The sequence below is a fragment of the Corynebacterium appendicis CIP 107643 genome, assembly GCF_030408415.1.
Classification (GTDB): Bacteria; Actinomycetota; Actinomycetes; order Mycobacteriales; family Mycobacteriaceae; genus Corynebacterium; species Corynebacterium appendicis.
The window spans coordinates 1,239,568-1,264,133 of sequence record NZ_CP046976.1 but is presented as its reverse complement, the minus strand read 5'-3'; the positions used below and the strand labels follow the sequence as shown (position 1 = coordinate 1,264,133).

24 protein-coding genes and 1 pseudogene are annotated in these 24,566 nt (G+C 64.2%); 13 read left to right on the top strand and 12 right to left on the bottom strand.

What is annotated here, in order from left to right:
- Nucleotides 1–120: 120 nt before the first annotated feature.
- Together CAPP_RS06205 and CAPP_RS11240 are read right to left on the bottom strand one after the other, a co-directional pair.
- Nucleotides 121–459 (bottom strand): hypothetical protein, encoded by a 339-nt coding sequence (locus tag CAPP_RS06205; protein ID WP_234958719.1) that lies wholly within the window; start codon nucleotides 457–459, stop codon nucleotides 121–123.
- A gap of 64 nt (nucleotides 460–523) precedes the next feature.
- Nucleotides 524–904 (bottom strand): annotated as a pseudogene (locus CAPP_RS11240) (CapA family protein); the annotation flags it as partial.
- A 422-nt stretch (nucleotides 905–1,326) separates the two neighbouring features.
- Here CAPP_RS11240 and CAPP_RS06195 point away from each other — a divergent pair.
- On the top strand, nucleotides 1,327–2,256 hold the full coding sequence (locus tag CAPP_RS06195; RefSeq protein WP_076598651.1) for a heme o synthase: 930 nt from the start codon (nucleotides 1,327–1,329) through the stop codon (nucleotides 2,254–2,256).
- Between the two features lie 31 nt (nucleotides 2,257–2,287).
- Here the strand turns inward: CAPP_RS06195 and CAPP_RS06190 are convergent, their stop codons facing one another.
- The 5 genes from CAPP_RS06190 to mptB all read right to left on the bottom strand — a co-directional run bounded on the left by CAPP_RS06190 (nucleotide 2,288) and on the right by mptB (nucleotide 7,734).
- Nucleotides 2,288–3,253 (bottom strand): quinone oxidoreductase family protein, encoded by a 966-nt coding sequence (locus CAPP_RS06190; RefSeq protein WP_076598593.1) that lies wholly within the window; start codon nucleotides 3,251–3,253, stop codon nucleotides 2,288–2,290.
- 61 nt (nucleotides 3,254–3,314) lie between these two features.
- Nucleotides 3,315–4,265 carry a COX15/CtaA family protein gene (locus CAPP_RS06185; protein ID WP_076598650.1) on the bottom strand — a complete coding sequence of 317 codons (951 nt, stop codon included), beginning with the start codon at nucleotides 4,263–4,265 and terminating at the stop codon, nucleotides 3,315–3,317.
- A 96-nt stretch (nucleotides 4,266–4,361) separates the two neighbouring features.
- A complete protein-coding gene (locus CAPP_RS06180) occupies nucleotides 4,362–5,165 on the bottom strand; it encodes an ABC transporter permease (protein ID WP_076598649.1) in 804 nt (267 codons plus the stop codon).
- 5 nt (nucleotides 5,166–5,170) lie between these two features.
- A complete protein-coding gene (locus CAPP_RS06175; RefSeq protein WP_076598592.1) occupies nucleotides 5,171–6,124 on the bottom strand; it encodes an ABC transporter ATP-binding protein in 954 nt (317 codons plus the stop codon).
- Between the two features lie 5 nt (nucleotides 6,125–6,129).
- On the bottom strand, nucleotides 6,130–7,734 hold the full coding sequence (gene mptB, locus CAPP_RS06170; protein WP_234958730.1) for a polyprenol phosphomannose-dependent alpha 1,6 mannosyltransferase MptB: 1,605 nt from the start codon (nucleotides 7,732–7,734) through the stop codon (nucleotides 6,130–6,132).
- 356 nt (nucleotides 7,735–8,090) lie between these two features.
- On the opposite strand from mptB, the gene CAPP_RS06165 reads away from it, so the two are divergent.
- The 9 genes from CAPP_RS06165 (at nucleotide 8,091) to CAPP_RS06125 (ending at nucleotide 16,756) form a co-directional block, all read left to right on the top strand.
- Entirely contained in the window at nucleotides 8,091–8,825 is a 735-nt protein-coding gene (locus tag CAPP_RS06165; RefSeq protein WP_076598591.1) for a helix-turn-helix transcriptional regulator, read from the top strand.
- Nucleotides 8,818–10,263 carry a Fe-S cluster assembly protein SufB gene (sufB, locus tag CAPP_RS06160; RefSeq protein WP_076598590.1) on the top strand — a complete coding sequence of 482 codons (1,446 nt, stop codon included), beginning with the start codon at nucleotides 8,818–8,820 and terminating at the stop codon, nucleotides 10,261–10,263. Before CAPP_RS06165 ends, sufB begins: the two co-directional genes overlap by 8 nt.
- Nucleotides 10,264–10,265: 2 nt before the next feature.
- Nucleotides 10,266–11,447, top strand: coding sequence for a Fe-S cluster assembly protein SufD (gene sufD, locus CAPP_RS06155; RefSeq protein WP_076598589.1), 1,182 nt, complete (start codon nucleotides 10,266–10,268; stop codon nucleotides 11,445–11,447).
- A gap of 49 nt (nucleotides 11,448–11,496) precedes the next feature.
- Nucleotides 11,497–12,252, top strand: a complete 756-nt coding sequence (gene sufC / locus CAPP_RS06150; RefSeq protein WP_076598588.1) for a Fe-S cluster assembly ATPase SufC — start codon at nucleotides 11,497–11,499, stop codon at nucleotides 12,250–12,252.
- A gap of 85 nt (nucleotides 12,253–12,337) precedes the next feature.
- Entirely contained in the window at nucleotides 12,338–13,600 is a 1,263-nt protein-coding gene (locus tag CAPP_RS06145) for a cysteine desulfurase (RefSeq protein WP_076598587.1), read from the top strand.
- Between the two features lie 71 nt (nucleotides 13,601–13,671).
- Nucleotides 13,672–14,139 carry a Fe-S cluster assembly sulfur transfer protein SufU gene (sufU, locus tag CAPP_RS06140; RefSeq protein WP_076598586.1) on the top strand — a complete coding sequence of 156 codons (468 nt, stop codon included), beginning with the start codon at nucleotides 13,672–13,674 and terminating at the stop codon, nucleotides 14,137–14,139.
- Nucleotides 14,140–14,146: 7 nt separating this feature from the next.
- Nucleotides 14,147–14,551, top strand: coding sequence for a metal-sulfur cluster assembly factor (locus CAPP_RS06135; RefSeq protein WP_076598585.1), 405 nt, complete (start codon nucleotides 14,147–14,149; stop codon nucleotides 14,549–14,551).
- Nucleotides 14,552–14,588: 37 nt separating this feature from the next.
- Entirely contained in the window at nucleotides 14,589–16,217 is a 1,629-nt protein-coding gene (locus CAPP_RS06130) for an ABC-F family ATP-binding cassette domain-containing protein (RefSeq protein WP_076598584.1), read from the top strand.
- Nucleotides 16,217–16,756, top strand: coding sequence for a DUF421 domain-containing protein (locus tag CAPP_RS06125; RefSeq protein WP_076598583.1), 540 nt, complete (start codon nucleotides 16,217–16,219; stop codon nucleotides 16,754–16,756). The genes CAPP_RS06130 and CAPP_RS06125 overlap by 1 nt, the downstream gene beginning before the upstream one ends.
- Here the strand turns inward: CAPP_RS06125 and CAPP_RS06120 are convergent.
- Nucleotides 16,753–16,935 (bottom strand): hypothetical protein, encoded by a 183-nt coding sequence (locus CAPP_RS06120; RefSeq protein WP_076598582.1) that lies wholly within the window; start codon nucleotides 16,933–16,935, stop codon nucleotides 16,753–16,755. The genes CAPP_RS06125 and CAPP_RS06120 overlap by 4 nt on opposite strands.
- A 131-nt stretch (nucleotides 16,936–17,066) precedes the next feature.
- Here CAPP_RS06120 and CAPP_RS06115 point away from each other — a divergent pair, with 131 nt between their 5' ends.
- Nucleotides 17,067–17,315, top strand: a complete 249-nt coding sequence (locus CAPP_RS06115) for a hypothetical protein (RefSeq protein WP_076598647.1) — start codon at nucleotides 17,067–17,069, stop codon at nucleotides 17,313–17,315.
- A gap of 21 nt (nucleotides 17,316–17,336) precedes the next feature.
- Here CAPP_RS06115 and CAPP_RS06110 read toward each other — a convergent pair whose 3' ends face one another.
- Together CAPP_RS06110 and CAPP_RS06105 are read right to left on the bottom strand one after the other, a co-directional pair.
- The gene (locus CAPP_RS06110) at nucleotides 17,337–18,707 is read right to left on the bottom strand and encodes a PFL family protein (RefSeq protein WP_076598581.1); all 1,371 of its coding nucleotides are present in this window, start codon (nucleotides 18,705–18,707) and stop codon (nucleotides 17,337–17,339) included.
- A 6-nt stretch (nucleotides 18,708–18,713) separates the two neighbouring features.
- A complete protein-coding gene (locus CAPP_RS06105) occupies nucleotides 18,714–18,983 on the bottom strand; it encodes an ACT domain-containing protein (protein ID WP_076598580.1) in 270 nt (89 codons plus the stop codon).
- A 65-nt stretch (nucleotides 18,984–19,048) separates the two neighbouring features.
- Between CAPP_RS06105 and CAPP_RS06100 the strand changes: the two genes are divergently transcribed.
- Nucleotides 19,049–19,726, top strand: coding sequence for an SDR family oxidoreductase (locus CAPP_RS06100; protein WP_076598579.1), 678 nt, complete (start codon nucleotides 19,049–19,051; stop codon nucleotides 19,724–19,726).
- Here the strand turns inward: CAPP_RS06100 and CAPP_RS06095 are convergent.
- Both CAPP_RS06095 and acnA read right to left on the bottom strand, forming a co-directional pair.
- Nucleotides 19,723–20,448, bottom strand: coding sequence for a glutamine amidotransferase-related protein (locus CAPP_RS06095; protein ID WP_076598578.1), 726 nt, complete (start codon nucleotides 20,446–20,448; stop codon nucleotides 19,723–19,725). The two genes, CAPP_RS06100 and CAPP_RS06095, sit on opposite strands and share 4 nt — an antisense overlap.
- Nucleotides 20,449–20,579: 131 nt before the next feature.
- A complete protein-coding gene (gene acnA, locus CAPP_RS06090; protein ID WP_076598577.1) occupies nucleotides 20,580–23,360 on the bottom strand; it encodes an aconitate hydratase AcnA in 2,781 nt (926 codons plus the stop codon).
- 202 nt (nucleotides 23,361–23,562) lie between these two features.
- On the opposite strand from acnA, the gene CAPP_RS06085 reads away from it, so the two are divergent.
- Nucleotides 23,563–24,072, top strand: a complete 510-nt coding sequence (locus CAPP_RS06085) for an Rv1476 family membrane protein (protein ID WP_076598576.1) — start codon at nucleotides 23,563–23,565, stop codon at nucleotides 24,070–24,072.
- Nucleotides 24,073–24,566 lie beyond the last annotated feature (494 nt).

Sequence of the window (24,566 nt, the reverse complement as noted above, 5' to 3'; positions counted from 1 at the left end):
GCGACGCGGCGGGGTTGTTCTCGGAAGAGGTAGTCACAGGGTGTCCTCGCTTACCAGTGTGTCGGAGCTAACTAACTCTTTACACACTAGTGGTAATCGTCTGGCGGGGACCGAGACGGGTCAGTCGAGGTAGTCGACGACCTCGACGTCGGTGTAGGTGTTCATTAACGACGTGATGTCGGCGCGTGCGCGGTCGACGTCCACCCAGCCGAGGGCGCCGGCGTCGGCAAGTGGGATGACCTTGTATTCGGGGGTCTGCGGCTTGCCGACGGTGTAGGTGGGCATGAAGCGGATTTTCCCGAGCGACAGCTCGCCGTCGGCGTGGCGGGTGATGGTGTATTCGCCGATGCCGCCGTGCTTCGTCTGCTCGTCGTACTGGCCGTGCTGGAAATTGCCGTGCGAGAACCAGACGCCGAGCCCCGGCTCGTCTTCCGGGTAGCGCTGGAACGGCTCGAGCACGTGCGGATGCCCGCCCGAGGAAGCCCACCTTCAGCCCGTGGCGCTCGATGACGCGCGGCGTCACACGGTCTTCCGGGGAGGCGAAGCTGCCCATGTACAGCATTCCGCGGTCGCGCATATTGCTTGTCGACGCCTCAACTCCCTCAGTCCCCCTGTCCATCGAGTGGTTGGTGGCGTTGTTGACGATTTCCACGCCCGCACCTTTGAGTGCGTCCACGATCTCCGGCGGCGAGTTGAACGCCGGGTACCCCGACAACTCGAATTTGGGGCCGGCGACGGGCACCTCCATGTTGGCGGTGGTGATGTCCGCGTTCTCCATGTATTTCTTCACCGGCGCGAACATCGGGGCGAAGTCGTAGCCCTGGCCGCTGTCCTGCCCGCCGTCCTGGGCTGCCTCTGCCGCCGCGTCGAAGTAGTCCTCGTTGTGGATGAGGATGTCGCCCACGGAGCGGAAGGTCACCGAGACTTCCTCGAGCTTCTGCTCCTCCTTCGCGTCGTTCGTGCCTCCGTCGCCGCTTTTCTTTTCTGGTGTCGTCTCGGCTGCGGCACCCGAACCGTTCGAACTGGAGGTGACGGCGGAGTCGCTGTCTCCGCCGCCGCCGATCGTGCGGGATGTTAGTCCGGCAAGCAGGGCACCGGAAGAAAGGACGGCGGCGACGGAGATGCCCAAGCGGCGGTTCAGGCGACTAATAAGCAGTTATTGAACAACAGTTACGGACAAAAGGCGCGGGATTTCATGCCGGTGTTTGTCGGGACTAGGATGCGAAGGACGAAGGAAAGCGGGGGACGTCGATAAGCGCGGGAACTTTTGCGCGCCTTGCTGCGACTAGTCCCCAGCCCAAAAACCGCGCTGAATGAGGAGTTGTGTTGGAGACCGTCAAGGCGTACTTCGCGCTGACTAAGCCGCGGGTCATCGAGCTTTTGCTGGTCGCCGCCATCCCCGCGATGCTGCAGGCCGACCGCGGTGAAGTGCATGTGTGGCTCATTTTGGCCACGCTGTTCGGCGGCTGGATGGGTGCCGCCGCCGCGAATACCTTCAATATGGTCGTCGACTACGACATCGACCAGAAGATGGGCCGCACGCGCGCCCGCCCGCTCGTGCGCCACACGGTGACCAAGGAACGCGCCCGCATCTTCGCGATTGTGCTGCTCGTGGCGTCCGTCCTGTGGCTCGGACTGGTGTGCGGCTCCTGGCTCGCCGCGTTTTTCATCCTGCTGACGAACTGGTTCTACATCTTCGTTTACACCAAGTGGCTCAAGCGCCGCACCTGGCAGAACGTCATTTGGGGCGGTGCGGCCGGCTGCATGCCCGTGCTCGTCGGCTGGGCTGTGATCCGCGGCCACGTCACTGACGGAAGCCCGGACCAGTGGTGGCAGGCGATCGTGCTGTTCATGATCATCTTCTTCTGGACTCCGCCACACACCTGGGCGCTGGCCATGAAATACCGCGACGACTACGAGCGCGCCGAGGTCCCGATGCTGCCCGTCGTGGCCACCCCGGAAGCCACCACCCGGCAGATCGTCTTCTACTCCTGGCTGACCGTGATCACGTCGCTGCTGCTCGTGCCGGCTGCGTCGTGGGTGTACTTCGCTGTCGCGTTGCTGTCCGGCGCCGCGTTCCTCATCATGGCAACCCGTCTGCACAACGGTGTGAAAGCCGGCGGCGACGTGAAACCGCTGAAGCTGTTCATTTTGTCGAACAACTACCTCGCAGCGCTGTTCCTGGGGTTGTCCGTTGACGCGGTCTTCGGGCTGCAGACCCTGGGTGAGCTCGTGGGCGGCGGGCTCGTCGGTTAGCGAGCCCGCGCTCAGTCCCGCTTAGTCGGCCTTAGACGGAGACCCTGAGGACGATCGAGCCCGTCGTCCTGCGCCCCTGCAGATCCTTGTGCGCCTGCGCTGCGTCGGCGAGAGCGTAGGGCTCTTGCACACGAAGGTTTAGCGTGCCGTCGTCGACTGCGCGGACGACGGCTTGGGCGCGCATGCGGAATTCGTCGTCGGTGGCGGTGTAAGCGCCGATAGACGGGCGCGTTAGAAAGATGGAGCCGTGTGTGTTCAGAATTTGCGGATCGATCGGGTCGACGGGGCCGGACGCGGCGCCGAAGAGGCAAACCAGGCCCCGCGGGCGGACGGCTTCGAGGGATTCGTTGAAGGTGTCCTTGCCGACGCCGTCGTAGACCACGTCCACTCCGCGGCCGCCGTTGCGGCGGCGCACCATCTCGGCGAGGTCGTCGCTGTAGCGGAACACCTCAGTGGCGCCGGCATCGTAGGCGAGCTTCTCTTTCTCGTCGGTGGAGACGACGGAGAAGACGGTCGCCCCCTGCGCGGCCGCGAGCTGGGTCAACAGGAGGCCCACGCCGCCGGCGCCTGCGGTGATCAGGAGTGAATCGCCCTGCTGCGTGTCGCGCACTCCGTAGAGCAGGTAATGGGCGGTGATGCCCTGAAGCAGCATTGTCGCGGCGACGCGGGGCTCGATGGAGTCGGGCACGGCGACGAGGCGGCCGCGCTCCACGCAGACGTATTCCGCGTACGAGCCGGGCGCGGAATCCCATGCGACAACGGTGCCCGGTGCGATCTCTCCGGCGGGGTCCTCGACGACTTCGCCGCAGCCTTCCAGCCCCGGGACGAAGGGCAGCTCAGAATGATAGATGCCCTCGCGGTAATAGGTGTCGATGTAATTGACACCCGCGTAGGCCACCTTCACCAGAACTTGGCCGGGGTTGGGCGAGGGAGCGGGGACGTCGGCGAGCGCGAGTACGTCCGGGCCGCCGGTTTCGGTGATCTGGATAGCTTTCATACGTATCCAGGTTACGCGTGGTCAGGCGAGCTGCGCCGGGTTTTTCTTCGGCGCGCAAGCTCTACGACGAGCTCGTGTTGTACTGCCCCGCCTCCAGCAGCGGAAGACGCCGGTTGCCGTGGGCGAAGAGGAATGCGGTGAATGCGACGACGACGCCGGACATGACGATGTGCATGGGCACGGTCCAGCGCGGCACGCCGAGATAGAACTGGCCGACACCAATTGCCCACTGCACCACGATCATGGCGATGAGCACCAGGGAGCTCTTGTAGGCGTCTTTCGGGGCGTTGTCGCGGCGCAGGATGTATACGGCGAACATGGTGAAGGCGAGATAAATGTACATCGACGCGGCGTGCACATAGGCGAGGGTGCGTGTGGGCAGCTCGAGGCGACCTTCCATGCCGGCGGCGGCGTCGCCGGAGTGCGGCCCGGACCCGGTGACCATGGTGCCGGTGACAAGCACGACGCACAGGGCGACGGCTGCGGCGACAACGAGCCAGCGCGCGGTCGGGGAGTAGCGGCGCTCAGGCGCGATGTCGTCGGGCTCAGCGACACGCATGTACAGCACGGCGGCGACGAAGACGAGGATCATCGACGGCAGGAAGTGGATGGCCACGGACCACCAGCGCAGGTCGAGAAGCACGGAGATGCCTCCGATGATGGCCTGCACCAGCACGCCGACGCCGGAGACGACGGACAGCACGATGATTTCCTTGCGGCGGTTAGCCCTCAGTACGGCGATGAACAGCACGATCGTCGCTGCTGCCACGACGAAGGTCAGGGTTCTGTTGCCGAATTCGATGACCTGGTGCACCCACGGGTTCGCGCCCGGCACCGGGAAGAGGGAGCCTTCGTGGCACAACGGCCACGTGTCACAGCCGAGGCCGGAGCCGGTGACGCGCACGAGCGAACCGGTGAAGGTGATGCCTGCCTGTGCGACGAGCACGATGAGGGCGAAAATGCGTTGTGCCTTCACAGTGGGGGTGCTCTTCAGGCGGTCCCAGAAGCTCATGCGCTCAGCGGGCGGGGTCGAGGTCGTGGCGGTGGTACTCACGGTCGGAGTGTGCCTTTCACGTGGTCGGAAGTGAATCTGGACAAGACTGTCCTATTATCCGTCGAATCTGAACCAGCGGATAGTTCCCGCGACGGCGATAATGGCCCACCCGATCAGGGCCAGCCACGCCCACGGGTGGATGGTTGCGGACAGGGCGCCGTCCATCGCGTCGGCGAGCGCGACAGTGGGGACGAGGTCCCACACGCCGGGGGTTCCGAGGTTGCCGGAGTAGACCACCCAGCCGAGCACAGCCAGCATGACCAGCCAAATGAAATTTGCGCCGGCGAGAACGATTTCGGACGACTGTGTGCCACCGAGCAGCAAGCCCAGCGCAGTGAACGTCGTGACGCCGGCGAGCAAGGTCAAGAAACCGAGGACGGCGCCGACAGGGGAAATGCGCCAGCCCAGAGCGAGCGCGATGCCGCCGAGGACGACGATCTGCACGAGCACGGTGGCCAGCACGCCGAGCACCTTGCCCGCGATGATCGTCCACGCGGGAACGCCGGACGCGCCAGTGCGCTTCAAAGCACCGTATCGGCGATCAAAAGCTAGCGAAATCGCCTGCGCTGTGAACCCGGCCGACGCGGCGGCGATGGAAAAGACCATGGTGACGATCTGGTTGAGGCTCGTCTGGTCTCCCAGCACCGGGACAACGGCCGCGCCGATCATGATGGCGGCGGGAATGAGCAGGTTCACCAGAATCTGCTCGCCGTGGCGCAGAAGAAGGATCGCTTCGATCTTGCCCTGCGAGGCGATCATGCGGGTGGCGCTCGCGCGCTGCGGAGCCGGGGCGAACGTGCCCGGCGCGAAACGCTCGGAAGGGAAGTGCTCAGAAGCAGGTCGTTGCGTATCAGTCATGGAGATCACGCCCTCAGTTCGCGGCCGGTGAGATCGAGGAAGACGTCCTCGAGGGTGCGGTGGCGCACACCGAGTTCCTTGATCAGGACATTCTGCTGCGCGGCCGCAGTGGCGACGGCGGAGATGACCTGCGGGTCGCCGGAGGAGGGGAGGAGGTAGGTGTGGGGGGAGTCGTCGATAAGCGTTACTTCTTGCGTGATTCCCGAAAGGTCGAGCGGGCCGTCTGTGCGGATGCGCAGGGCGGGATTGGCTCCGGCGTCGATGAGTTCTTGCGGTGTGCCGTGCGCGACGAGCGCGCCGCGGTCGATGATGGCGACGTGGTCCGCGAGCCGTTCCGCCTCGTCCATGAGGTGCGTGGTGAGGATGACCGTGACCCCGTCGCGGCGCAGCGCGCTGATGAGATCCCACACCGCGCGGCGCGATTGCGCGTCCATGCCTGCAGTCGGCTCGTCAAGAAAGACGAGCTCGGGGCGGCCGATGAGCGCCAATGCGAGCGAGAGCCGCTGCTGCTGGCCGCCGGAAAGTCGCCGGTACGTCGTTGCGGCGACCTTGTTCAGGCCGAGAATGTCCATGAGCCACGCCGGATCGAGCGGGTCCGCGTTATACGAGGCGGTGAGCTCCAGCATCTCCCTGACGCGGATGCCGGAATAGGAGCCGCCGCCCTGCAGCATGATGCCGATGCGCTCCCGCACCTTTTCCCCGTGCTGCTGCGGGTCCATTCCCAACACCGAGATCGATCCGCTCGTGGGCGCGGTGAAGCCTTCGCACATTTCGATCGTGGTGGTCTTGCCTGCGCCGTTTGGTCCGAGCAACGCCAGCACCTCGCCGCGGCGCGCCGTGAAGCTCAAGTGGTCGACGGCGGTGACGGAGCCGAACGTCTTGACCACGTCGCGGACCTCGAGAGCCGCGTCGGGAGCCGCTTCAACAGCCGCGCCGCCGGAATCTGGTGCTGGTTTCATCGGGCTTAGTGTAGAACTTTTTGTCCACGGAGCCTTAACCACGCCCACGCGGCGGTCGCGATGAGGAGAACCGCAAGGAGTGCGTTGACGTAGATCGTCGCCACCGCGTCCGCGGGCAGCGCGAGCCCGCGGGGGAGCACGACGAAGCTGAACAGCGCGCTGTAAGCGGCAGTACCTGCGCGGAAGAAGGTCCGGTTGGCCCACCCGGCCAGCGGCATGATGCCCCACAGCGGGTACCACGGGTGCACGACCGGGAAGAGGAGCACTAGCACGAGCGTGGCCACGCCGAGCCCCCCAACGGGGTGAATCGTGCCCTTGAACGTCGCCCACAGCATGCGGAGGATGAAGCCTGCGGCGATGATCAATCCCACGGTGCGGGTGATCACTAATGCCGCTTCCGAGTGGTCGCCGAGACCGAGCAGTTGACCGGTGACCGCGGAGATTACTCCGATATCGGTGGTGACGGACAGCCAGCTGCGGATCGTCGCCGCGCCGCCTTGGCCGGTGACCCAGCCGAGGCCGATTCCGGTGACCGCGGTCGCGGTTGCCACGGAGGCCGCCATGACTGCGCTTTGCACGACCACAGCGCCGGCGATTCCGAGCGCTCCGCCCCAGCGCCGCGCCAGCGCCATGCCGATAAAGCCCAGGGCGAGAAAACCCGTCACCTTGACCATGCCGGCGCAGCTGATGAGCACCCCAGAGACGACGAGCAGTGCCCACCCCCGCGCGGCAGTCCCGCCGAGGCAATCGATACCGCGCAGCCCTAGCTCGAGGCCGACGAGCAAAAAGCCCATCATGATCGCCTCGTTGTGGATTCCCCCGATCAGGTGCAAAACCACGAGCGGATTCAGTACGCCGAGCCACACGGCGGCAGCAGGGCTGACGCCGCAACGCCGTGCGAGCGCCACGATCGCCCACGCCGCAGCAGCGACACCGAGCAGCGACAGCATTCGGTGGCAGACAACGCCCCAGAAGATCGACGATCCGGTCAGCTGCGCAACCACCGAGGAAATGCCGAGCGCCACCGGGCCGTACGGCGATGGCGATTCCGCCCAGATGAACGGCACACTGCGCGCCAGCGGATGCTCGTGCCCGAGCAGTTCAACCGGGCCTGCGGCGTACGGGTCCATCCCGTCGGCCACGATCGCGCCCTGCGCCAGGTACGAGTAAATATCCTGGGTGAACAGTGGCGCGGTGAAAATGAGCGGCACAATCCACGCGCCGAAGGTGCGCAGCAGCACAGCCACATCGACGCGCGGGGAGCCGTCGCCAACGCCGACGAACGGGCCCATCAGCAGCCAGGCGAAAACGAGCACGGCAACACCCACAAGCACAAGGCTTGACGACGCCAGCATCATCCTCCCCATTAACGCCCCGAGCGGCATCGAACCGAATGAGGCAGCGGAAGCGTCCACCACTGGCAATGCGCCGCCGCCGAGGCCGCCGAGGCCAATGAGGAGGGTGCCCACCAGTCCGATGACGCGGAGGAGCTCGAATCGGTTGCGCTCCCACAGCGACGCTGGCGCCGAAGGCGCGGACCCGCCAAGGGGCCCAGTGTGGAGCTCCGCCGAGCGGGAACCGGGCCGTCCGAGCCGGGGCAGCTCCCGCACGATCGACAGAACTGGGGAGTGTCCGCGGCGCCCGAAAGCTCGGCGGGTCGGGCCGCCGTGGCCCGCATCACCCGCCGTTTCTTGCTGTTGCGCTGTACTCGATCCGTTAGATTCGCTGGACCGGTGCGCGCGGGGCGCCGAATTCACAGCCGTAGTGTACTAAACCGACCGCCGTATTCTGGTGCACCGCCGCCGTGCGCCCCTCACACACGGCTAGGGGTGAAACGCCGGTCACACCCGGACCTTGAAGAGAAACGGAATTTAACGCACACTAGTGTTGTCTAAAGGTAGAGAGATACCGAAAGCAACGCGAAATCGGCAGACATAGTCACAGTAGAAAGGGGCCAGTTCCGGCAATGGCACGTGCACAGATGGGCGCGCAACGGTCGACCGACGGTCAGACCCGCACGCGCATCATGGACTGCATGCTCCGGTCCGGGCCCGCCACCGCTGCCGAGCTCGCCGAGCAAGTCGGTCTCTCACCTGCCGGCGTACGCCGGCACATAGACAAGTTGCTCGACTCAGACCTGGTGGAGGCATGCGAAGCCCCGGCGCAATCGCCGGCGGGGAAACCGGTGCGTGGGCGTCCCGCTCAGCACTACCGCCTCACCGACAGCGGCCGGGACCACTTCGGCAGCGGCTACGACGAGCTCGCGCTCGCAGCTTTCGCCGAAGTCAAAGCGCTCGGCGGTCGCGAAGCCGTGAGGAAGCTCGCGCGCAAGCGGGCGGAGCGGTTGTTGGGAGTGGCGGGGAGCGTCGATAAGCGAAAAGTCCGCGATGCGGAAGGTGTGGCGCACGCCGCAGCCGAGGTCGCGGACGCATTCGCAGCCCACGGCTACGCCGCTGAAACGAACCACGTAGGCTCGGGTCTGCAACTGTGCCAGCACCACTGTCCGGTACACGCCGTCGCGGTCGAATACCCGGAAATCTGTGAGGCAGAGCACGAGTTAATTGCGGAACTGGTAGGTTCCACCGTCGCACCGTTGGCGCTGATCGCGAACGGTGACGGGGTGTGCACCGCGCATATCAGTCTCGCAAGGAGCACCAAGCTGGAGGAAACACAATGCGAAAGGAGCGGAGACGATGACTAGTACGACTCCCGCACCCGGCCTGGAAAAGCCGATGAACGACGACGAGATCATTGAGTCGATGGGGCCGTACAACTACGGCTGGCACGATTCCGACGAGGCAGGTTCCGTTGCCCGCCGCGGTCTCAACGAAGATGTCGTGCGCGAGATCTCTGCGGCCAAGAATGAGCCGGAGTGGATGCTCGAGCAGCGCCTGAAGGCGCTGGACATCTACGACAAGAAGCCCCTGCCGAACTGGGGTCCCGATCTCTCCGGCATCGACTTCGACCAGATCAAGTACTTCGTCCGCTCCACTGAGCAGCAGGCGACGAGCTGGGAAGACCTGCCGGAAGATATCAAGAACACCTACGACAAGCTGGGCATCCCGGAGGCTGAGAAGCAACGCCTCGTCGCCGGTGTTGCCGCCCAGTACGAATCCGAGGTCGTCTACCACAAGATCCGCGAGGACCTTGAAGAGCAGGGCGTTATCTTCGTCGATACCGACACGGGTCTGCGCGAATACCCGGAGCTGTTCAAGGAATACTTCGGTTCTGTCGTCCCGGCCGGCGACAACAAGTTCTCCGCGCTGAACGCGGCTGTCTGGTCTGGCGGCTCCTTCATCTACGTGCCTAAGGGCGTCCACGTGGAGATCCCGCTGCAGGCCTACTTCCGCATCAACACCGAGAACATGGGCCAGTTCGAGCGCACCCTGATCGTCGTCGACGAGGACGCCTACGTTCACTACGTCGAGGGCTGCACCGCGCCGATCTACCAGTCCGACTCGCTGCACGCAGCTGTGGTCGAGATCATCGTGAAGAAGAACGCGCGCTGCCGCTACACCACGATTCAGAACTGGTCCAACAATGTGTACAACCTGGTCACCCAGCGTGCCCGCGCCGAGGAAGGCGCAACGATGGAGTGGGTCGACGGCAACATCGGCTCCAAGGTGAACATGAAGTACCCGGCTGTCTGGATGACGGGCCCGAACGCCCGCGGCGAAGTCCTGTCCGCTCAGTTCTGCGGCGAGGGCCAGACCCAGGACACCGGTGCGAAGGTCGTCCACATGGCGCCGAACACCTCCTCCAATATCGTGTCCAAGTCGGTCTCCCGCAACGGCGGCCGCGCCGCCTACCGCGGCCTTGTGCAGATCAACGCGAATGCGAAGAACTCCACCTCCAACATCGAGTGCGACGCACTCTTGGTGGACGACATCTCGCGCACGGACACCTACCCGTACAACGACATCCGCAACGACCACGTGACCCTGGGCCACGAGGCGAAGGTGTCGAAGGTGAGCGAGGAGCAGCTGTTCTACCTCATGTCCCGCGGCATTTCCGAGGAAGACGCGATGGCGATGATCGTCCGCGGCTTCATCGAGCCGATCGCGAAGGAGCTCCCGATGGAGTACGCGCTCGAGCTCAACCGCCTCATTGAACTGCAGATGGAAGGATCGGTGGGCTAAATATGACCGAGACCGCTGTGAAAAAGGAGCGCGTGGGCAACGCGACCTTCCACGACAACAAGGGCGACTTGTTCGCCTCCTACGACGTCAACGACTTCGAGGCGCCGCAGGGCCGCGACGAGGTGTGGCGCTTCGTCTCCCTGCGTCGCCTTCGGGGGCTGCACAACGGCAAGTTCGCCGAGCAGACCGAGGCGAAGATCGATGTCAAGGCGCCGAGCGAGGTCACCGTCGAGGAAGTTTCGCGTGACGACGAACGCCTGAAGGCCGTCACCGCCCCCACCGACCGTATCGCCGCGCAGGCGTGGACCTCCATGCCGCACGCGACCGTGGTGTCCATCCCGGCCAACGCGGATCTGGCTGAGCCGGTCGTGATCACCACCACCGGTGCAGGCCTGGACAACACCACCTTCGCAGGCGTGCACGTCGAGGCAGGGGAGAGCGCCCGCGCCACCGTCATCGTGCAGTACGAGGGCTCCGGCACCCACGCCGACAACGTGAACTTCGTCATCGGTGACAATGCCCACGTCAACGTCATCGTCGACGAGGAGTGGGAGAATGACGCCGTTCACGTCGGTGCCCAGAGCATTGTCGTCGGTCGCGACGCCGTCCTGCGCCACACCGTGGCCACCTTCGGCGGCGAGGTCGTCCGCAACACCCCGCGCGTGAAGTACGCCGGTTCCGGCGGCGACGTCGAGCTGACCGGTGTCTACTACGCCGACGACGGCCAGTACATCGAGAACCGCCTGCTGGTGGACCACAACCACCCGTACTGCCGCTCCAACGTGCTCTACAAGGGTGCACTTCAGGGCGACAAGGACTCCAAGCTTCCCGACGCACGCACCTGCTGGGTCGGCGACGTGCTGATCCGTTCCAACGCATCCGGCACGGAGACCTACGAGGCAAACCGCAATATCGTCCTGACCGACGGCGCACGCGCCGACGCCATCCCGAACCTCGAGATCGAGACCGGCGATATCCCGGGTGCCGGCCACGCCGCCACCGTCGGCCGCTTCGACGAGGAGCAGCTGTTCTACCTCAAGTCCCGCGGCATCCCCGACGGCGAGGCACGCCGCCTCATCGTCCGTGGATTCTTCAACGAGGTGCTCAACCGCATCCCGGTCGAATCCGTGCGCGACGAGCTGATTAACCGTGTGTCCGGCGAGCTCGAGCAGGTCGACCTGTAAGGCCCTGGCCAAGGCAACACCCTTTTAAGACGAAAGAGAAAAGAGTTCTATGTCAACCCTGGAAATCAAGAACCTCCACGCCTCGGTCCTCCCGCTCGAGGAAGGCCAGGATCCGACCCCGATCCTCAAGGGCGTCAACCTGACCATCAACTCCGGCGAGACCCACGCCATCATGGGCCCGAACGGCTCCGGCAAGTCCACGCTGGCCTACACCCTGTCCGGGCACCCGTCCTACGAGGTGACCGAGGGCGAGGTGCTGCTCGACGGCGAGAACATCCTCGAGCTGGAAGTCGACGAGCGCGCACGCGCGGGCCTCTTCTTAGCCATGCAGTACCCGGTCGAGGTCCCGGGCGTGTCCTCCTCCAACTTCATGCGCTCGGCCGTCACCGCCGTGCGCGGCGAGGCACCGAAGCTGCGCGAGTGGGTTCAGGAGCTGAACCAGTCGCGCGACGACCTGAAGATCGACCCGTCGTTCAGCGAGCGCGCGGTCAACGAAGGCTTCTCCGGCGGCGAAAAGAAGCGCCACGAGGTCATGCAGCTCTCGCTCATGAAGCCGAAGTTCGCAGTCATGGACGAGACCGACTCCGGCCTCGACGTTGACGCGCTGCGCATCGTCTCCGAGGGCATCAACCGTTACCAGGACGAGACCGACGGCGGCATCCTCATGATCACCCACTACCAGCGCATCCTGAACTACGTGAGGCCGGATCACGTGCACATCTTCGCTGACGGCGTGATCAAGCACTCCGGCGGCTTCGAGCTGGCTGAGAAGCTCGAGGCTGAGGGCTACGACGCTTTCGTTTAAACCCTCTCAAACGGCCAGCCTCAGTTATACGCTGGCCGTTTTTCTTTCCCTCCCATTTAGCCGACATCTAGACAGAACCGAGCTCATGACCCAGTACGTGAACACCGACGGAACCTTGAACCTTGATGCGATCCGCGGGGAGTTTCCGATCCTTTCCCGCACCGTGCGCGACGGCACGCCTGTGGTGTACCTCGACTCCGGCGCGACCTCGCAACGCCCGGAGCGCGTGTGGCGCGCGGAGGAGGAGTTCGTGCTGAACACCTTCGCTCCCGTGCACCGCGGCGCGTACCAGTTGGCCGAGGAAGCCACCGACGCATACGAGTCCGCGCGCGAGTCCATCGCGCGTTTCGTGGGAGCTGAGGGGCATGAGATCGCGTTCACGAAGAATGCGACGGAAGCGCTGAACCTCGTCGCCTACACGCTTGGCGACGACCGCGCCGGAGACCTCCAGGTCCGCGAAGGCGACACCATCGTCGTCACGGAGCTGGAACACCACGCGAACCTCGTTCCGTGGCAGGAGCTCGCCCGCCGCACCGGCGCGACCTTGAAGTGGTACTCGATGACCGACGACGGCCGCATCGACCTCGATTCGCTCGAGCTCGACGACACCGTCAAGGTCGTCGCCTTCACACACCAGTCGAATGTGACGGGCGCGGTCGCCGATGTCGCCGAGATCGTCCGCCGCGCGAAAGCAGTCGGTGCGCTCACCGTTCTCGACGCGTGCCAGTCGGTGCCGCACCAGCCTGTGGATTTCCATGCGCTGGACGTCGACTTCGCCGGCTTCTCCAGCCACAAGATGTGCGGCCCGTCCGGCGTCGGCGTCGTGTACGGCAAGGGCACGCTTCTCGACGCCCTCCCGCCCTTCCTCACCGGTGGTTCCATGATCGAGGTGGTGAAGATGGAGGGTACGACCTTCGCCGCTGCTCCCCAGCGCTTCGAGGCAGGCACCCAGATGACCAGCCAGGTCGTCGGTCTCGGCGCGGCTGTCGAGTTCCTGGGCGAGATCGGCATGGACAAGATCGCGGCCCACGAACACGAGCTCACCGCCTACGCCCTCGAGCGCATGCAGGAGATCGACGGCCTGCGGATTGCCGGTCCGACCACCGCGGAGAACCGCGGCGGCGCGATTTCTTTCGTCGTCGACGGCATCCACCCGCACGATTTGGGCCAGGTGCTCGACTCCAAGGGTATCTGCATCCGTGTTGGCCACCACTGCGCGTGGCCCGCTCACCGCGGTCTCGACGCACAATCCACCGCCCGCGCGAGCTTCTACCTGTACAACACAAAGGAAGAGATCGACGCGCTTATCGACGGCATCCGTGCCGCCCAGGAATTCTTCGGCGCCTAACGCCGTTGCATGTGGGTAGAGCGCACACCTAGAACCGTCACACGGTAGAAAGCCAAGGTAGAAAGAAGAGCATGAACCTAGAGTCGATGTACCAAGAGGTCATCCTCGACCACTACAAGAACCCGCAGAACGCGGGCCTGCGCGACCCGTACGAGGCCGAGGTGCACCACGTCAACCCGTCGTGCGGCGACGAGCTCACCCTCCGGGTGCACCTGTCCGAAGACGGCGAGACCGTCGAGGACATCTCGTATGAGGCCGAGGGGTGCTCGATCTCGCAGGCGTCGACAAGCGTGCTCACGGAGGAAGTGATTGGCCGTCCCGTCGCTGAGGCGATGACGAAGCTCGACGCGTTTGAAGAGATGATCACCTCCAAGGGTGAGAAAGAAGGCGACTCGGGGCTGATCGGCGACGGAATCGCCTTTTCCGGCGTGGCCAAATTCCCTGCGCGCGTCAAGTGCGCGTTGCTCGGCTGGAAGGCGTTCCAAGCCGCGACGAGCGATGCTATTACCGCGCTTGAAAACAACGACAACAAGGAGTGACCAAGAAATGACCACCCCGAACGAAGCAGACACCTCCAGCTCCAGTTTCGACGGACCGGGCGATCGCCCCGAGCAGACCGAAGAACAGATCCAGCTCGCCGCCGACGTCGCCGAGTACCTGCACGACGTGATCGACCCCGAGCTGGGCATCAATGTCGTCGATCTCGGCCTCGTCTACGACATCTGGATCGAAGAGGAAGCCGACAAGAAGCGCGCCGTGATCAACATGACGCTGACCTCCCCGGCATGTCCGCTCACCGACGTGATCGAGGAGCAGGCCGAGCAGGCCGCCGTCGGATCCGGCACCGTCGACGCCATCACCCTGAACTGGGTCTGGATGCCGCCGTGGGGCCCGCACATGATCACCGAGGAAGGCCGCGAGCAGCTTCGCGCCCTCGGCTTCGCGGTCTAAGAAATCCGGTTTGACCGCGGCGGTACACTGACCCGTTGTGATTGTCACCAACGACCTCGAAGTCCGCGTCGGCGCCCGAACCCTCTTGCACGCGCCCGGCCAGCACCTGCGCGTGCAGGCCGGCGACCGCATCGGGCTCGTCGGCCGCAACGGTGCCGGCAAGACCACGACGATGCGCATCCTGTCGGGGGAGACGGAGCCGTACGGCGGCTCGGTGACGCGCTCCGGCGAGATCGGGTACCTGCCGCAGGATTCCCGTGAGGGCAATATTTTGCAAACCGCGCGCGATCGTGTGCTCTCCGCGCGTGGCCTGGACCAGCTGCGTTCCTCCATGGAGCGCCAGCAGGAAATCATGGAGGCAGAAGACGGCGCCAAGCGCGACGCCGCAATCGCCAAATACTCCCGCTTCGAAGAGCGCTTCCAGGCGCTCGGCGGCTACGAGGCCGACGCCGAGGCCGCGCAGATCTGCGACAACCTCGGACTGCCGGAGCGCATCCTCGACCAGCAGCTCAAGACTCTCTCCGGCGGCCAGCGTCGCCGTGTCGAGCTCGCGCAGATCCTGTTCGCTGCCAACGACGGCGCAGGCAAGTCGTCGACGACATTGCTGCTAGATGAGCCCACCAACCACCTCGACGCCGACTCCATCACCTGGCTGCGCGATTTCTTGTCCAAACATGAGGGTGGGCTCATCATGATTTCCCACGACGTCGAACTCCTCGACGCCGTGTGCAACAAGGTCTGGTTCCTCGACGCCGTCCGCGCCGAAGCTGACGTCTACAACATGGGCTTTTCCAAGTACAAGGACGCCCGCGCCGAAGACGAAGCGCGCCGACGCCGCGAGCGCGCCAACGCGGAGAAGAAAGCGTCCGCGCTGCAGAAGCAGGCTGCCAAACTCGGCGCCAAAGCCACCAAGGCGGCGGCTGCCAAGCAAATGCTCGCCCGCGCCGACCGCATGATGAACGAGCTGGACGAGGTGCGGGTGGCGGACAAGGTGGCGTCGATTAGCTTCCCGGAGCCCGCGCCGTGCGGAAAGACCCCGCTGTTCGGCAAAGGTCTGACGAAGATGTACGGCTCGCTGGAGGTCTTCGCGGGCGTGGATCTCGCGATCGACAAAGGTTCGCGCGTGGTCGTGCTGGGCACCAACGGCGCGGGCAAGACAACGCTGCTCAAGCTTCTCGCTGGCGTGGAGCGCACCGACGGTGAAGGCGGCCTGGTCACCGGGCATGGCCTCAAGCTCGGCTATTTCGCCCAGGAGCACGACACCATCGACGGCGACAAGACCGTGTGGGAGAACACCATCGAAGCCTGCCCCGACGCCGGCCAGCAGGACCTTCGCGGACTGCTCGGCGCGTTCATGTTCTCCGGCGACAAGCTCGAGCAACCGGCAGGCACACTCTCCGGTGGTGAGAAGACACGCCTCGCGCTCGCCACGCTCGTGTCCTCCCGCGCTAATGTGCTGCTTCTCGACGAGCCCACCAACAACCTCGACCCCCAGTCCCGCGAGCAGGTGCTCGACGCGTTGAAGACGTACACCGGCGCCGTGGTGCTGGTCACCCACGACCCGGGCGCGGTGAGGGCGCTCGAGCCCGAGCGCGTGATCATCATGCCCGAGGGCGACGAAGACCTCTGGAGCGACGAGTATATGGAGATTGTGGAGCTGGCCTAATGGAGAACATTTTTTACAACGACTGGTCCACCGTCGGTGTCACCGCAGCGAAGGGTGTGCTGATCTATATCGCACTGATCGCAATGCTGCGAATCAGCGGGAAGCGCTCACTGTCGAAGTTCAACATCTTCGATTTCGTGATCACCATCGCCATCGGATCTATTTTCGCTTCGACCCTGACCAGCAACGATGTGAAATTGGCTCAAGCCGTCACCGCGATTGTCGTGCTTCTGGGCGGACAATACCTTATTTCTAAACTGGCCTTGCGCTCTGAGTCCTTCGAGAAGTTAGTGAAGTCCGACCCAGCGCTGCTTTTCTACTCCGGTGGATTCAACGATGAGACGATGAAGAACGAGCGGGTGACTAGGCGCGAGGTGCTGCAAGCAGTGCGCGGCAGCGGTTCGGCGAGCATGAACGATGTAACGGCGGTCATCTTGGAGACTGACGGCACGATCTCCGTGATCGGAGCCGCGGAAGATACCGCCCCGCCGAAACGGAATGAACTTTTCGATTCCGTGAAGCGGAACCCAGAAGCTTAACCCGCTGGCGCCCGAATTCTCCTCGAGGTCGACGCGGCCGAGCTCGGAGCGCTCGAGGCGCCGAGCCCGAGCGCGTGATCATCATGCCCGAGGGCGACGAAGACCTCTGGAGCGACGAGTACATGGAAATCGTCGAGCTCGCCTAAGAGCATGCTTGTCGACGAGTGGATCTCGATCACGCCGCCAACCTCCCCGCCTGGGGAAATGCGCAGTCAATCCGCTGAAAATGCAATCTAGATCCACGGCGGTCAAAAGCTGCGTATTCGGGGTGGAACGACAGCCCACGAAAGAGCCGAATATGATTGGACGCATGAATCCGATTGACTCTGTTTTGGAAGCCTGGAAGTCCCTGAGCAAGGAAGAGAAGACCGCCGCCGGCATCTTCGGCGCGGTCGACACCGCCGCCAAGGGCTTTGCGCTGTGGGACCTCGCCCGCACTGACTCAAAGAACCTGCGCGGCCCGAAGTGGTTCTGGACCACCTTCATCGGCGCGGTGAACACGATTGGCTGGGCGAGCTACTTCACCGTCGGCAAGAAGCGCGACGGCAAGAAGAACTAGTTAGGTTCTCCCCGCGCCGCGCTAATTGCGGAATCCGTGCACCGGCGCGGGAATGAACCCGCCCCGCTCGATGAATGGCCCGTTAGACACTTCGCTGACCGGGATGACCGGGGCGTATCCGAGAAGACCACCGAAGTTCACCTCATCGCCGGGCTTTGTGCCCGGCACAGGAATGAGGCGGGCGGCGGTGGTCTTGTGGTTCATCACACCGATGGCGGCTTCGTCGGCGATCATGCCCGCGATGGACGCGGCAGAAGTGTCGCCGGGGATAGCAATCATGTCGAAGCCGACGGAGCAGATCGACGTCATCGCTTCGAGCTTGTCCAGTGAAATGGCGCCGGAACGGACGGCGTCGATCATCCCCTGGTCTTCGGAGACAGGGATGAAAGAACCGGAGAGACCGCCGACGCGGGAGCAGGCCATCATGCCGCCTTTCTTGACGGCGTCGTTAAGCAATGCGAGCGCGGCGGTCGTGCCGTGCGTGCCCACTTGGCCAAGGCCCATGTGCTCGAGGATGTGGGCGACGGAATCGCCGATCTCCGCGGTGGGGGCGAGCGACAAGTCGACGATGCCGAAGGGAACGCCGAGTCGCTCAGCGGCGAGGTTGCCCACGAGCTGGCCGGCGCGGGTGATCTTGAAGGCGGCCTTTTTAATCTCTTCGGCGACCTCGTTCAGCGACTTGCCCTTCAGCGGCGTGATGGCGCGGTCGACGACACCGGGACCGGACACGCCGACGGAGATGACGGTGTCGGGCTCCTCGATGCCGTGGAATGCGCCTGCCATGAACGGGTTGTCGCCGACAGCGTTGGCGAAGACGACGAGCTTGGCGCAGGCAATGGAGGATTCGTCGGCGGTACGGGCGGCAGCGTCCTTGATCACGTCGCCCATGGTCTTTACAGCATCCATGTTGATGCCGGCGCGGGAGGAAGCCACATTGACGGAGCCACAGACGAAGCTGGTCTCCGACAGGGCCTCGGGGATGGAGTGGATGAGGCGGGAATCCGCCTCGGTCGCGCCCTTTTCCACCAGCGCGGAGTAGCCGCCGATGAAGTTCACGCCGAGCTCATTCGCCGCGCGGTCCAACGCGCGGGCGATGTCGGCGAGGTTGCCGTCGACACCTGCTGCGACGAGCGCAATGGGGGAGACGGACACGCGCTTGTTCACGATCGGGATGCCGAGTTCGCGCTCAATGCCCTCGCAGACTTCGACGAGACGGGCGGCGCGGGCGGTGACACGGTCGTAGACTGCCTCCGCAGTCGCTTCCATCGTGGCGCGCGTGCACCCGATGAGCGAGATGCCCATGGTGACGGTGCGGATGTCGAGGCGGTAGTCTTCGATCATCGAGATGACATCGACGATGCTGGAGGCCTTGAAATTGAGTTGGTTCGCCATCGTCTCCTAAACCTCGTTCATGGCGGTGAACAGGTCCTCGGACTGGACGCGGATCTCCACGCCGAGTTTTCCACCCAGCTCGATCATCGTGTCCTGGAGGCCGGCCAGATCGAAGCCCTCGGCCGGCAGCTCGGCGCGCATGATCATGGTGAAAAAGTCGTCCATGATGGTCTGGGAGACGTCGACGATATTCAGGTCGTGGTCGGCGACTGCCTGCGAGACGCCGGCGATGATGCCGACGCGGTCCGGTCCGGTGGTGGTAATGATCGCGTACATGCGCCCTATCCTACGGCGCGCTGGGGCGGCAGCAGCGTTCGGGATTCATCGCTACGGTGGAAGCCATGAGTACCGAAGAAAAGACGCAAGAAGCAAGCAAGTTCGTCCTCGTCCTCGGCGCTGGCGGCAACGTGTCGAAGCACACGGTCCCGCTGCTTATTGAGTCGGGGCACAAGGTCGCCGCGTTCGTGCGCAACCCAGACCACGCGCAGGCGCTTATCGACGCCGGCGCTACCGTCATCGTCCACGACCTCACCACCCTCGATGAGGAGGGCTGGGCGCGCCTGATGACCCCGTTCGACACCGTCGTGTGGTCCGCCGGTGCCGGCGGCGGCAGCGCGGAGCGCACCTACGCGGTGGACCGCGACGCGGCACTGAAAGCCATTGACGCTCTAGAGGAGCTCGGCGAATTCGCACCCCACTTCATCATGGTCTCCTACGCAGGTGCTTCCGAGGCGACCACGGAGGACGACGGTGGATCGTGGTACGCGTATGTGGAGTCGAAGAAGGCCGTCGACAAGCGTCTGCTTGCTTCGGACCTGCCGTTCACAATCCTGGGTCCGACGCGTCTGACCGACGAGCCCGCGAAGGGGCTCGCGGTGCTGACGGAGTCGCGTGACGCGGAGTCGACAACATCGCGCGAGCTCGTCGCGCGGGTGATCGTGGAGGCTGTCGAACGCGGTAGGCTCGAGCCGAACCCGTTCGAATTTGAGGACGGCTCCACGCCGGTGTCGGAGGCCTAATTCAGGCCGCAGTACGCGGTGAAACGCCGTAGCAGCTCGTTGGAGTAGGTGGTGTTCACGCCGGGGAGCGAGGCGACGATCGCGTCGTATTCCTCGGCGGGGAAGTAGCCGTAGTCGAAGAAGAAATCCATGCGCGCCTTCATAGCGGCGTGGTCCATTTCCGCGTGGAATTGGCTGGCCCACACGTGGTCGCCGTAGCGGACGATCTGAACGGGGCACGTCGGGCCGCTGGCGAGTAACTCCAGCTCAGCCGGGTGCGGCTCGGCGTTTTCCGTGTGCCCGGTCAGCGCCGCGAATTCTGCGGGCAGTCCGGCAGTCAGCGGATCCTGCGCAGCAGCAGGCAAGAGCTTGACGACGGTCGGCCCCGCCGCCTCCGGATGCGTGTGCGCCACCGAGCCGCCCAGGTGGTGGGTGAGCCAACTCAGGCCGAAGCAGACGAAGAAGACCGGGAGAGGCCCGGCGACGACCTCGCCGAGGACTTCGTCGACGTGGTGCTGCCACGGGGACCACTCGTCGTTGGTGATATTCAGGGAACTGCCGCCGACGATGATGCCGTCGAAGCCGTCCAGGCTGCCCAAGGGTGTGTGCTCGTCGGGGATCATGCGGCGTTCGAGCTGCTCCGGCATGAGGCCTGTCGCGTTGAGGACATCGTTGTATTCGGCCATCGACACATCAGGGCCGATCGCGCCGTCGCGCAGGGACAGGAAGAGCAGACGAGACATGACGGCGATTCTATACCGCTTGGTCTAGTTGGCGTGAATTCGGGGGCGGGTGACGGTGTCGTCGATAAGCGAAATGCGCACAACAAAAGGCCGGACCCCCAGGGGGAGATCCGGCCTTTAGCGGCTCGAGCTTAGCTCTTGACCATCTGGCGCAGCACGTACTGGAGAATGCCGCCGTGGCGGTAGTATTCAGCCTCACCAGGTGTGTCGACGCGGACCTTGGCGTCGAATTCGACGGTCTCGCCGCCGTCCTTCGTGGCGGTGACGTGAACGGTCTCCGGGATGGTGTCGCCGTCGTTGAATGCGGTGATGCCGGAGATGTCGAAGGTCTCGGTGCCGTCCAGGCCCAGGGATTCGTGGGACTCGCCCTCCGGGAACTGCAGCGGCAGCACGCCCATACCGATCAGGTTCGAGCGGTGGATGCGCTCGAAGGATTCGGTGATGACGGCGCGGACGCCAAGCAGGTTGGTGCCCTTCGCAGCCCAGTCACGGGAAGAACCGGTGCCGTACTCCTTGCCAGCCAGGACGACCAGCGGGATGTTCTTCTCGGCGTAGTTCTGCGCGGCGTCGTAGATGAACGCCTGCGGGTTGCCTTCCTGGGTGAAATCCAGGGTGTAGCCACCAGCGTCGGTGACGAGCTGGTTGCGGAGGCGGATGTTCGCGAAGGTGCCGCGGACCATGACCTCGTGGTTACCGCGGCGGGAACCGAACGAGTTGTAGTCGTGGCGGGCGACACCGTTGTCGTCGAGGTAGTTCGCCGCCGGGGTGCCCGGCTTGATGGAAGAAGCGGGGGAGATGTGGTCGGTGGTGACCGAGTCACCCAGCTTCGCCAGCACGCGTGCACCAGCGATGTCCTCGACCGCCTCCGGCTCGTCCGGCATGCCGTCGAAGTACGGTGCCTTGCGGATGTAGGTGGAGTCCTCGTTCCAGGAGAAGGTCTTGCCCTCCGGCACATCGAGTGCCTGCCACTGGTCGTCGCCCTTGAAGACGTCGGCGTAGTCCTTCTCGTACATCTCGCGGGAGATCGTGTCGGCGATGACGCCCTCGATCTCCTCCGGGGACGGCCAGACGTCCTTGAGGAAGACGTCGTTGCCGTCAGCGTCCTGGCCGAGCGGCTGGGACTCGAAGTCGAAGTCCATGGTGCCGGCGATGGCGTAGGCGATGACCAGCAGCGGGGATGCCAGGTAGTTCATCTTGACATCCGGGGAGATGCGGCCTTCGAAGTTGCGGTTGCCGGAGAGCACGGCGGTTGCGGTCAAGCCGTGCTCGTTGATGGCATCCGAGACTTCTTGCGGCAGCGGGCCGGCGTTACCGATGCAGGTGGTGCAGCCGAAGCCAGCGAGGTAGAAGCCCATTGCCTCGAGGTCCTTCCAGAGGTCGGCGCGCTTGTAGTAGCCGTCGACAACCTGGGAACCCGGTGCCATGGAGGTCTTGACCCACGGCTTGGGCTTCAGGCCCTTTTCGTTGGCCTTGCGAGCCAGCAAAGCGGCACCGATCATGACCGACGGGTTGGAGGTGTTGGTGCACGAGGTGATCGCGGCGATGGCGACCATGCCGTGGTCGAGGGTGTACTCGCCGCCCTGCGGGGACTCGACGATGACCGGCTTGGAAGCGCGGCCCTCAGCGCCCTCGGCGGCGGACTCACCGTTCGCCGGCCAGGAGACGTTGTAGTCGACCGCGTCGACCTTCTCGGCGCGGACCGGCTCAGCGGCACCCTCGCCAGCGGTGTTGTAGTCCGGCAGCTGCTTGCGGAAGGTGTCCTTGGACTCCTCCAGCAGGATGCGGTCCTGCGGGCGCTTCGGGCCCGCGATGGACGGCTTGACGGTGGACAGGTCGAGCTCGAGGTACTCGGAGTACTTAGCTTCCTCAGCACCCTGCTCGAGCCACATGCCCTGAGCCTTGGCGTACGCCTCGACGCGGTCGATAGTCTCCTGGTCGCGGCCGGTGAGGTGAAGGTAGTTGATGGTCTCCTCGTCGATCGGGAAGATCGCGCAGGTGGAGCCGAACTCCGGAGACATGTTGCCGATGGTGGCACGGTTCGCCAGCGGGATCTCCTTGACGCCGTCGCCGTAGAACTCGACGAACTTCTGGACCACACCGTGCTCGCGGAGCATCTCGGTGACGGTCAGCACGACGTCGGTAGCCGTAACGCCGACCGGGATCTCGCCGGTCAGCTTGAAGCCGACGACGCGCGGGATGAGCATGGAGACCGGCTGGCCGAGCATTGCCGCCTCAGCCTCGATGCCGCCGACACCCCAGCCCAGGATGCCCAGGCCGTTTTCCATGGTGGTGTGGGAGTCGGTGCCGATGCAGGTGTCCGGGTAGGCAACGCCGTCGTTGTCGAAGACGACGCGGGACAGGTACTCGATGTTGACCTGGTGGACAATGCCGGTTCCCGGCGGGACAACGCGGAAGTTGGAGAAGTTCTCCGCACCCCAGCGCAGGAACTGGTAGCGCTCCTCATTGCGCTCGTACTCGATCTCAACGTTCTTATCCAGAGCGCTCTCGGAGCCGAACGCCTCGATGATGACGGAGTGGTCGATGACCATCTCGGCCGGGTTCAGCGGGTTGACCTGGTCCGGGTTGCCGCCGAGGGAGGAGACTGCCTCACGCATGGTGGCAAGGTCGACCACACAGGGAACGCCGGTGAAGTCCTGCATGAGGACGCGTGCCGGGGTGAACTGGATTTCCACGGACGGCTCCGCGGCCGGATCCCAGTTGGCAATGGCCTTAATATGTTCCTCGGTGACGTTCTTGCCGTCTTCGGTGCGCAGAAGGTTCTCACCGAGCACCTTCAGGGAGTAGGGCAGTTTCTCCATGCCTTCGACGGCGTCGAGGGCGTAGTAGTCGTAGGACTTTCCGCCGACCTCGAGCGTCTTCTTCGCGTTGAAGGAGTTCTTGCTTTCAGACACGTGAGCTCCGTTTCTCGTTGTCAAAAACTGAAAATCTAGGTGTGTGACCCATCAGGGTCCCTACACGTCAATGTTAGGCCACACACGTTGGTTGGGTGGTATTTGGTCACACACAATCAATTATCTAAGACTTTCAGCTACCCCGCCTACCCTCGGCGCGCCCACCCGGCACTCTATCGGCGGCCCGATACGATCGGACATCATGGATCCCAGCGCGCCCGATTTCGACAGCTTGAGAGCACAGCTTATCGACGATGCCGTAGCCTTCGGCACCGACAATCCCGTCAACGACGCGCTCCAGGCGGACGTGCTGAGCGCCCTTTCCGATATCCGGGCGGGGGAGGCTGGCGCCGCCGGCCCCGCCGGACGTGTCGGTGTCGTCGTCCTCGAACAGACGGGACAGCCCGCCGGACAGTTGCGGGATCTCGCCCAGGACCTGAAGAACGTGACGGATGCGGATGCCGCTTTCGACACGGTGATTGTCCGCACCCCGGCCTCCACCGCGGCCGTCAGCGATAGTCTCTCCCGCGCGCAGGTGGAAAAAGGGCAGTACGCGCTGATCGGTGAACCGGACTATGCGGAAGGCCTCCGCGCCTTCTCCGCTGAAGCCGGCGGTTTCGCCGTCCCGTGGGTGCTCGTCACCGTAATGTTCTCGGCGCTCGTCGCGATCGCTGCAGCAACGTCATTTCTGGCGGCGACGCGCGATAGCTGATCGTCAACCCTCAATGGTTGACGAATGGGCGGGAATTTGGCGCGTCGTCAAGTGGGAAACGGCGTGTCGGGGGAGCATTGTGACCGAAACGTGATAGGCGATCCCATCAGTGTGCCGTAAGTCACAGTTAGATACTCCCGCCCTAAAAGCCCAGTAAGTGCAAACCTCACAGTCATGTGATTTCACTTGACGCGTGTGAAAATTGGTAAAGCGTGTGCAACAGACTTGTTATGTGACCTATGGTTTCCATGTCAGCTCGTGGGCTGATAGCCGCAACAACTAGGCGCAGACGTAACAGTCGCATGGTTCGGGCATGTGGGGAAGCACGCCAAGGATCGCAGCGTTATGTTCGCGCGGACGCTGCTGCGCGTGAGTCCACGGGTTCACATCCGTGATCGTTCAATCGTCCGCACGCCAGCCTTGACACCTGGCTTATTCACGGCTCGTCTCCCGGGCATTCCTATGTCCAGGCGCGAGCTGTTTATGAAGTGTGC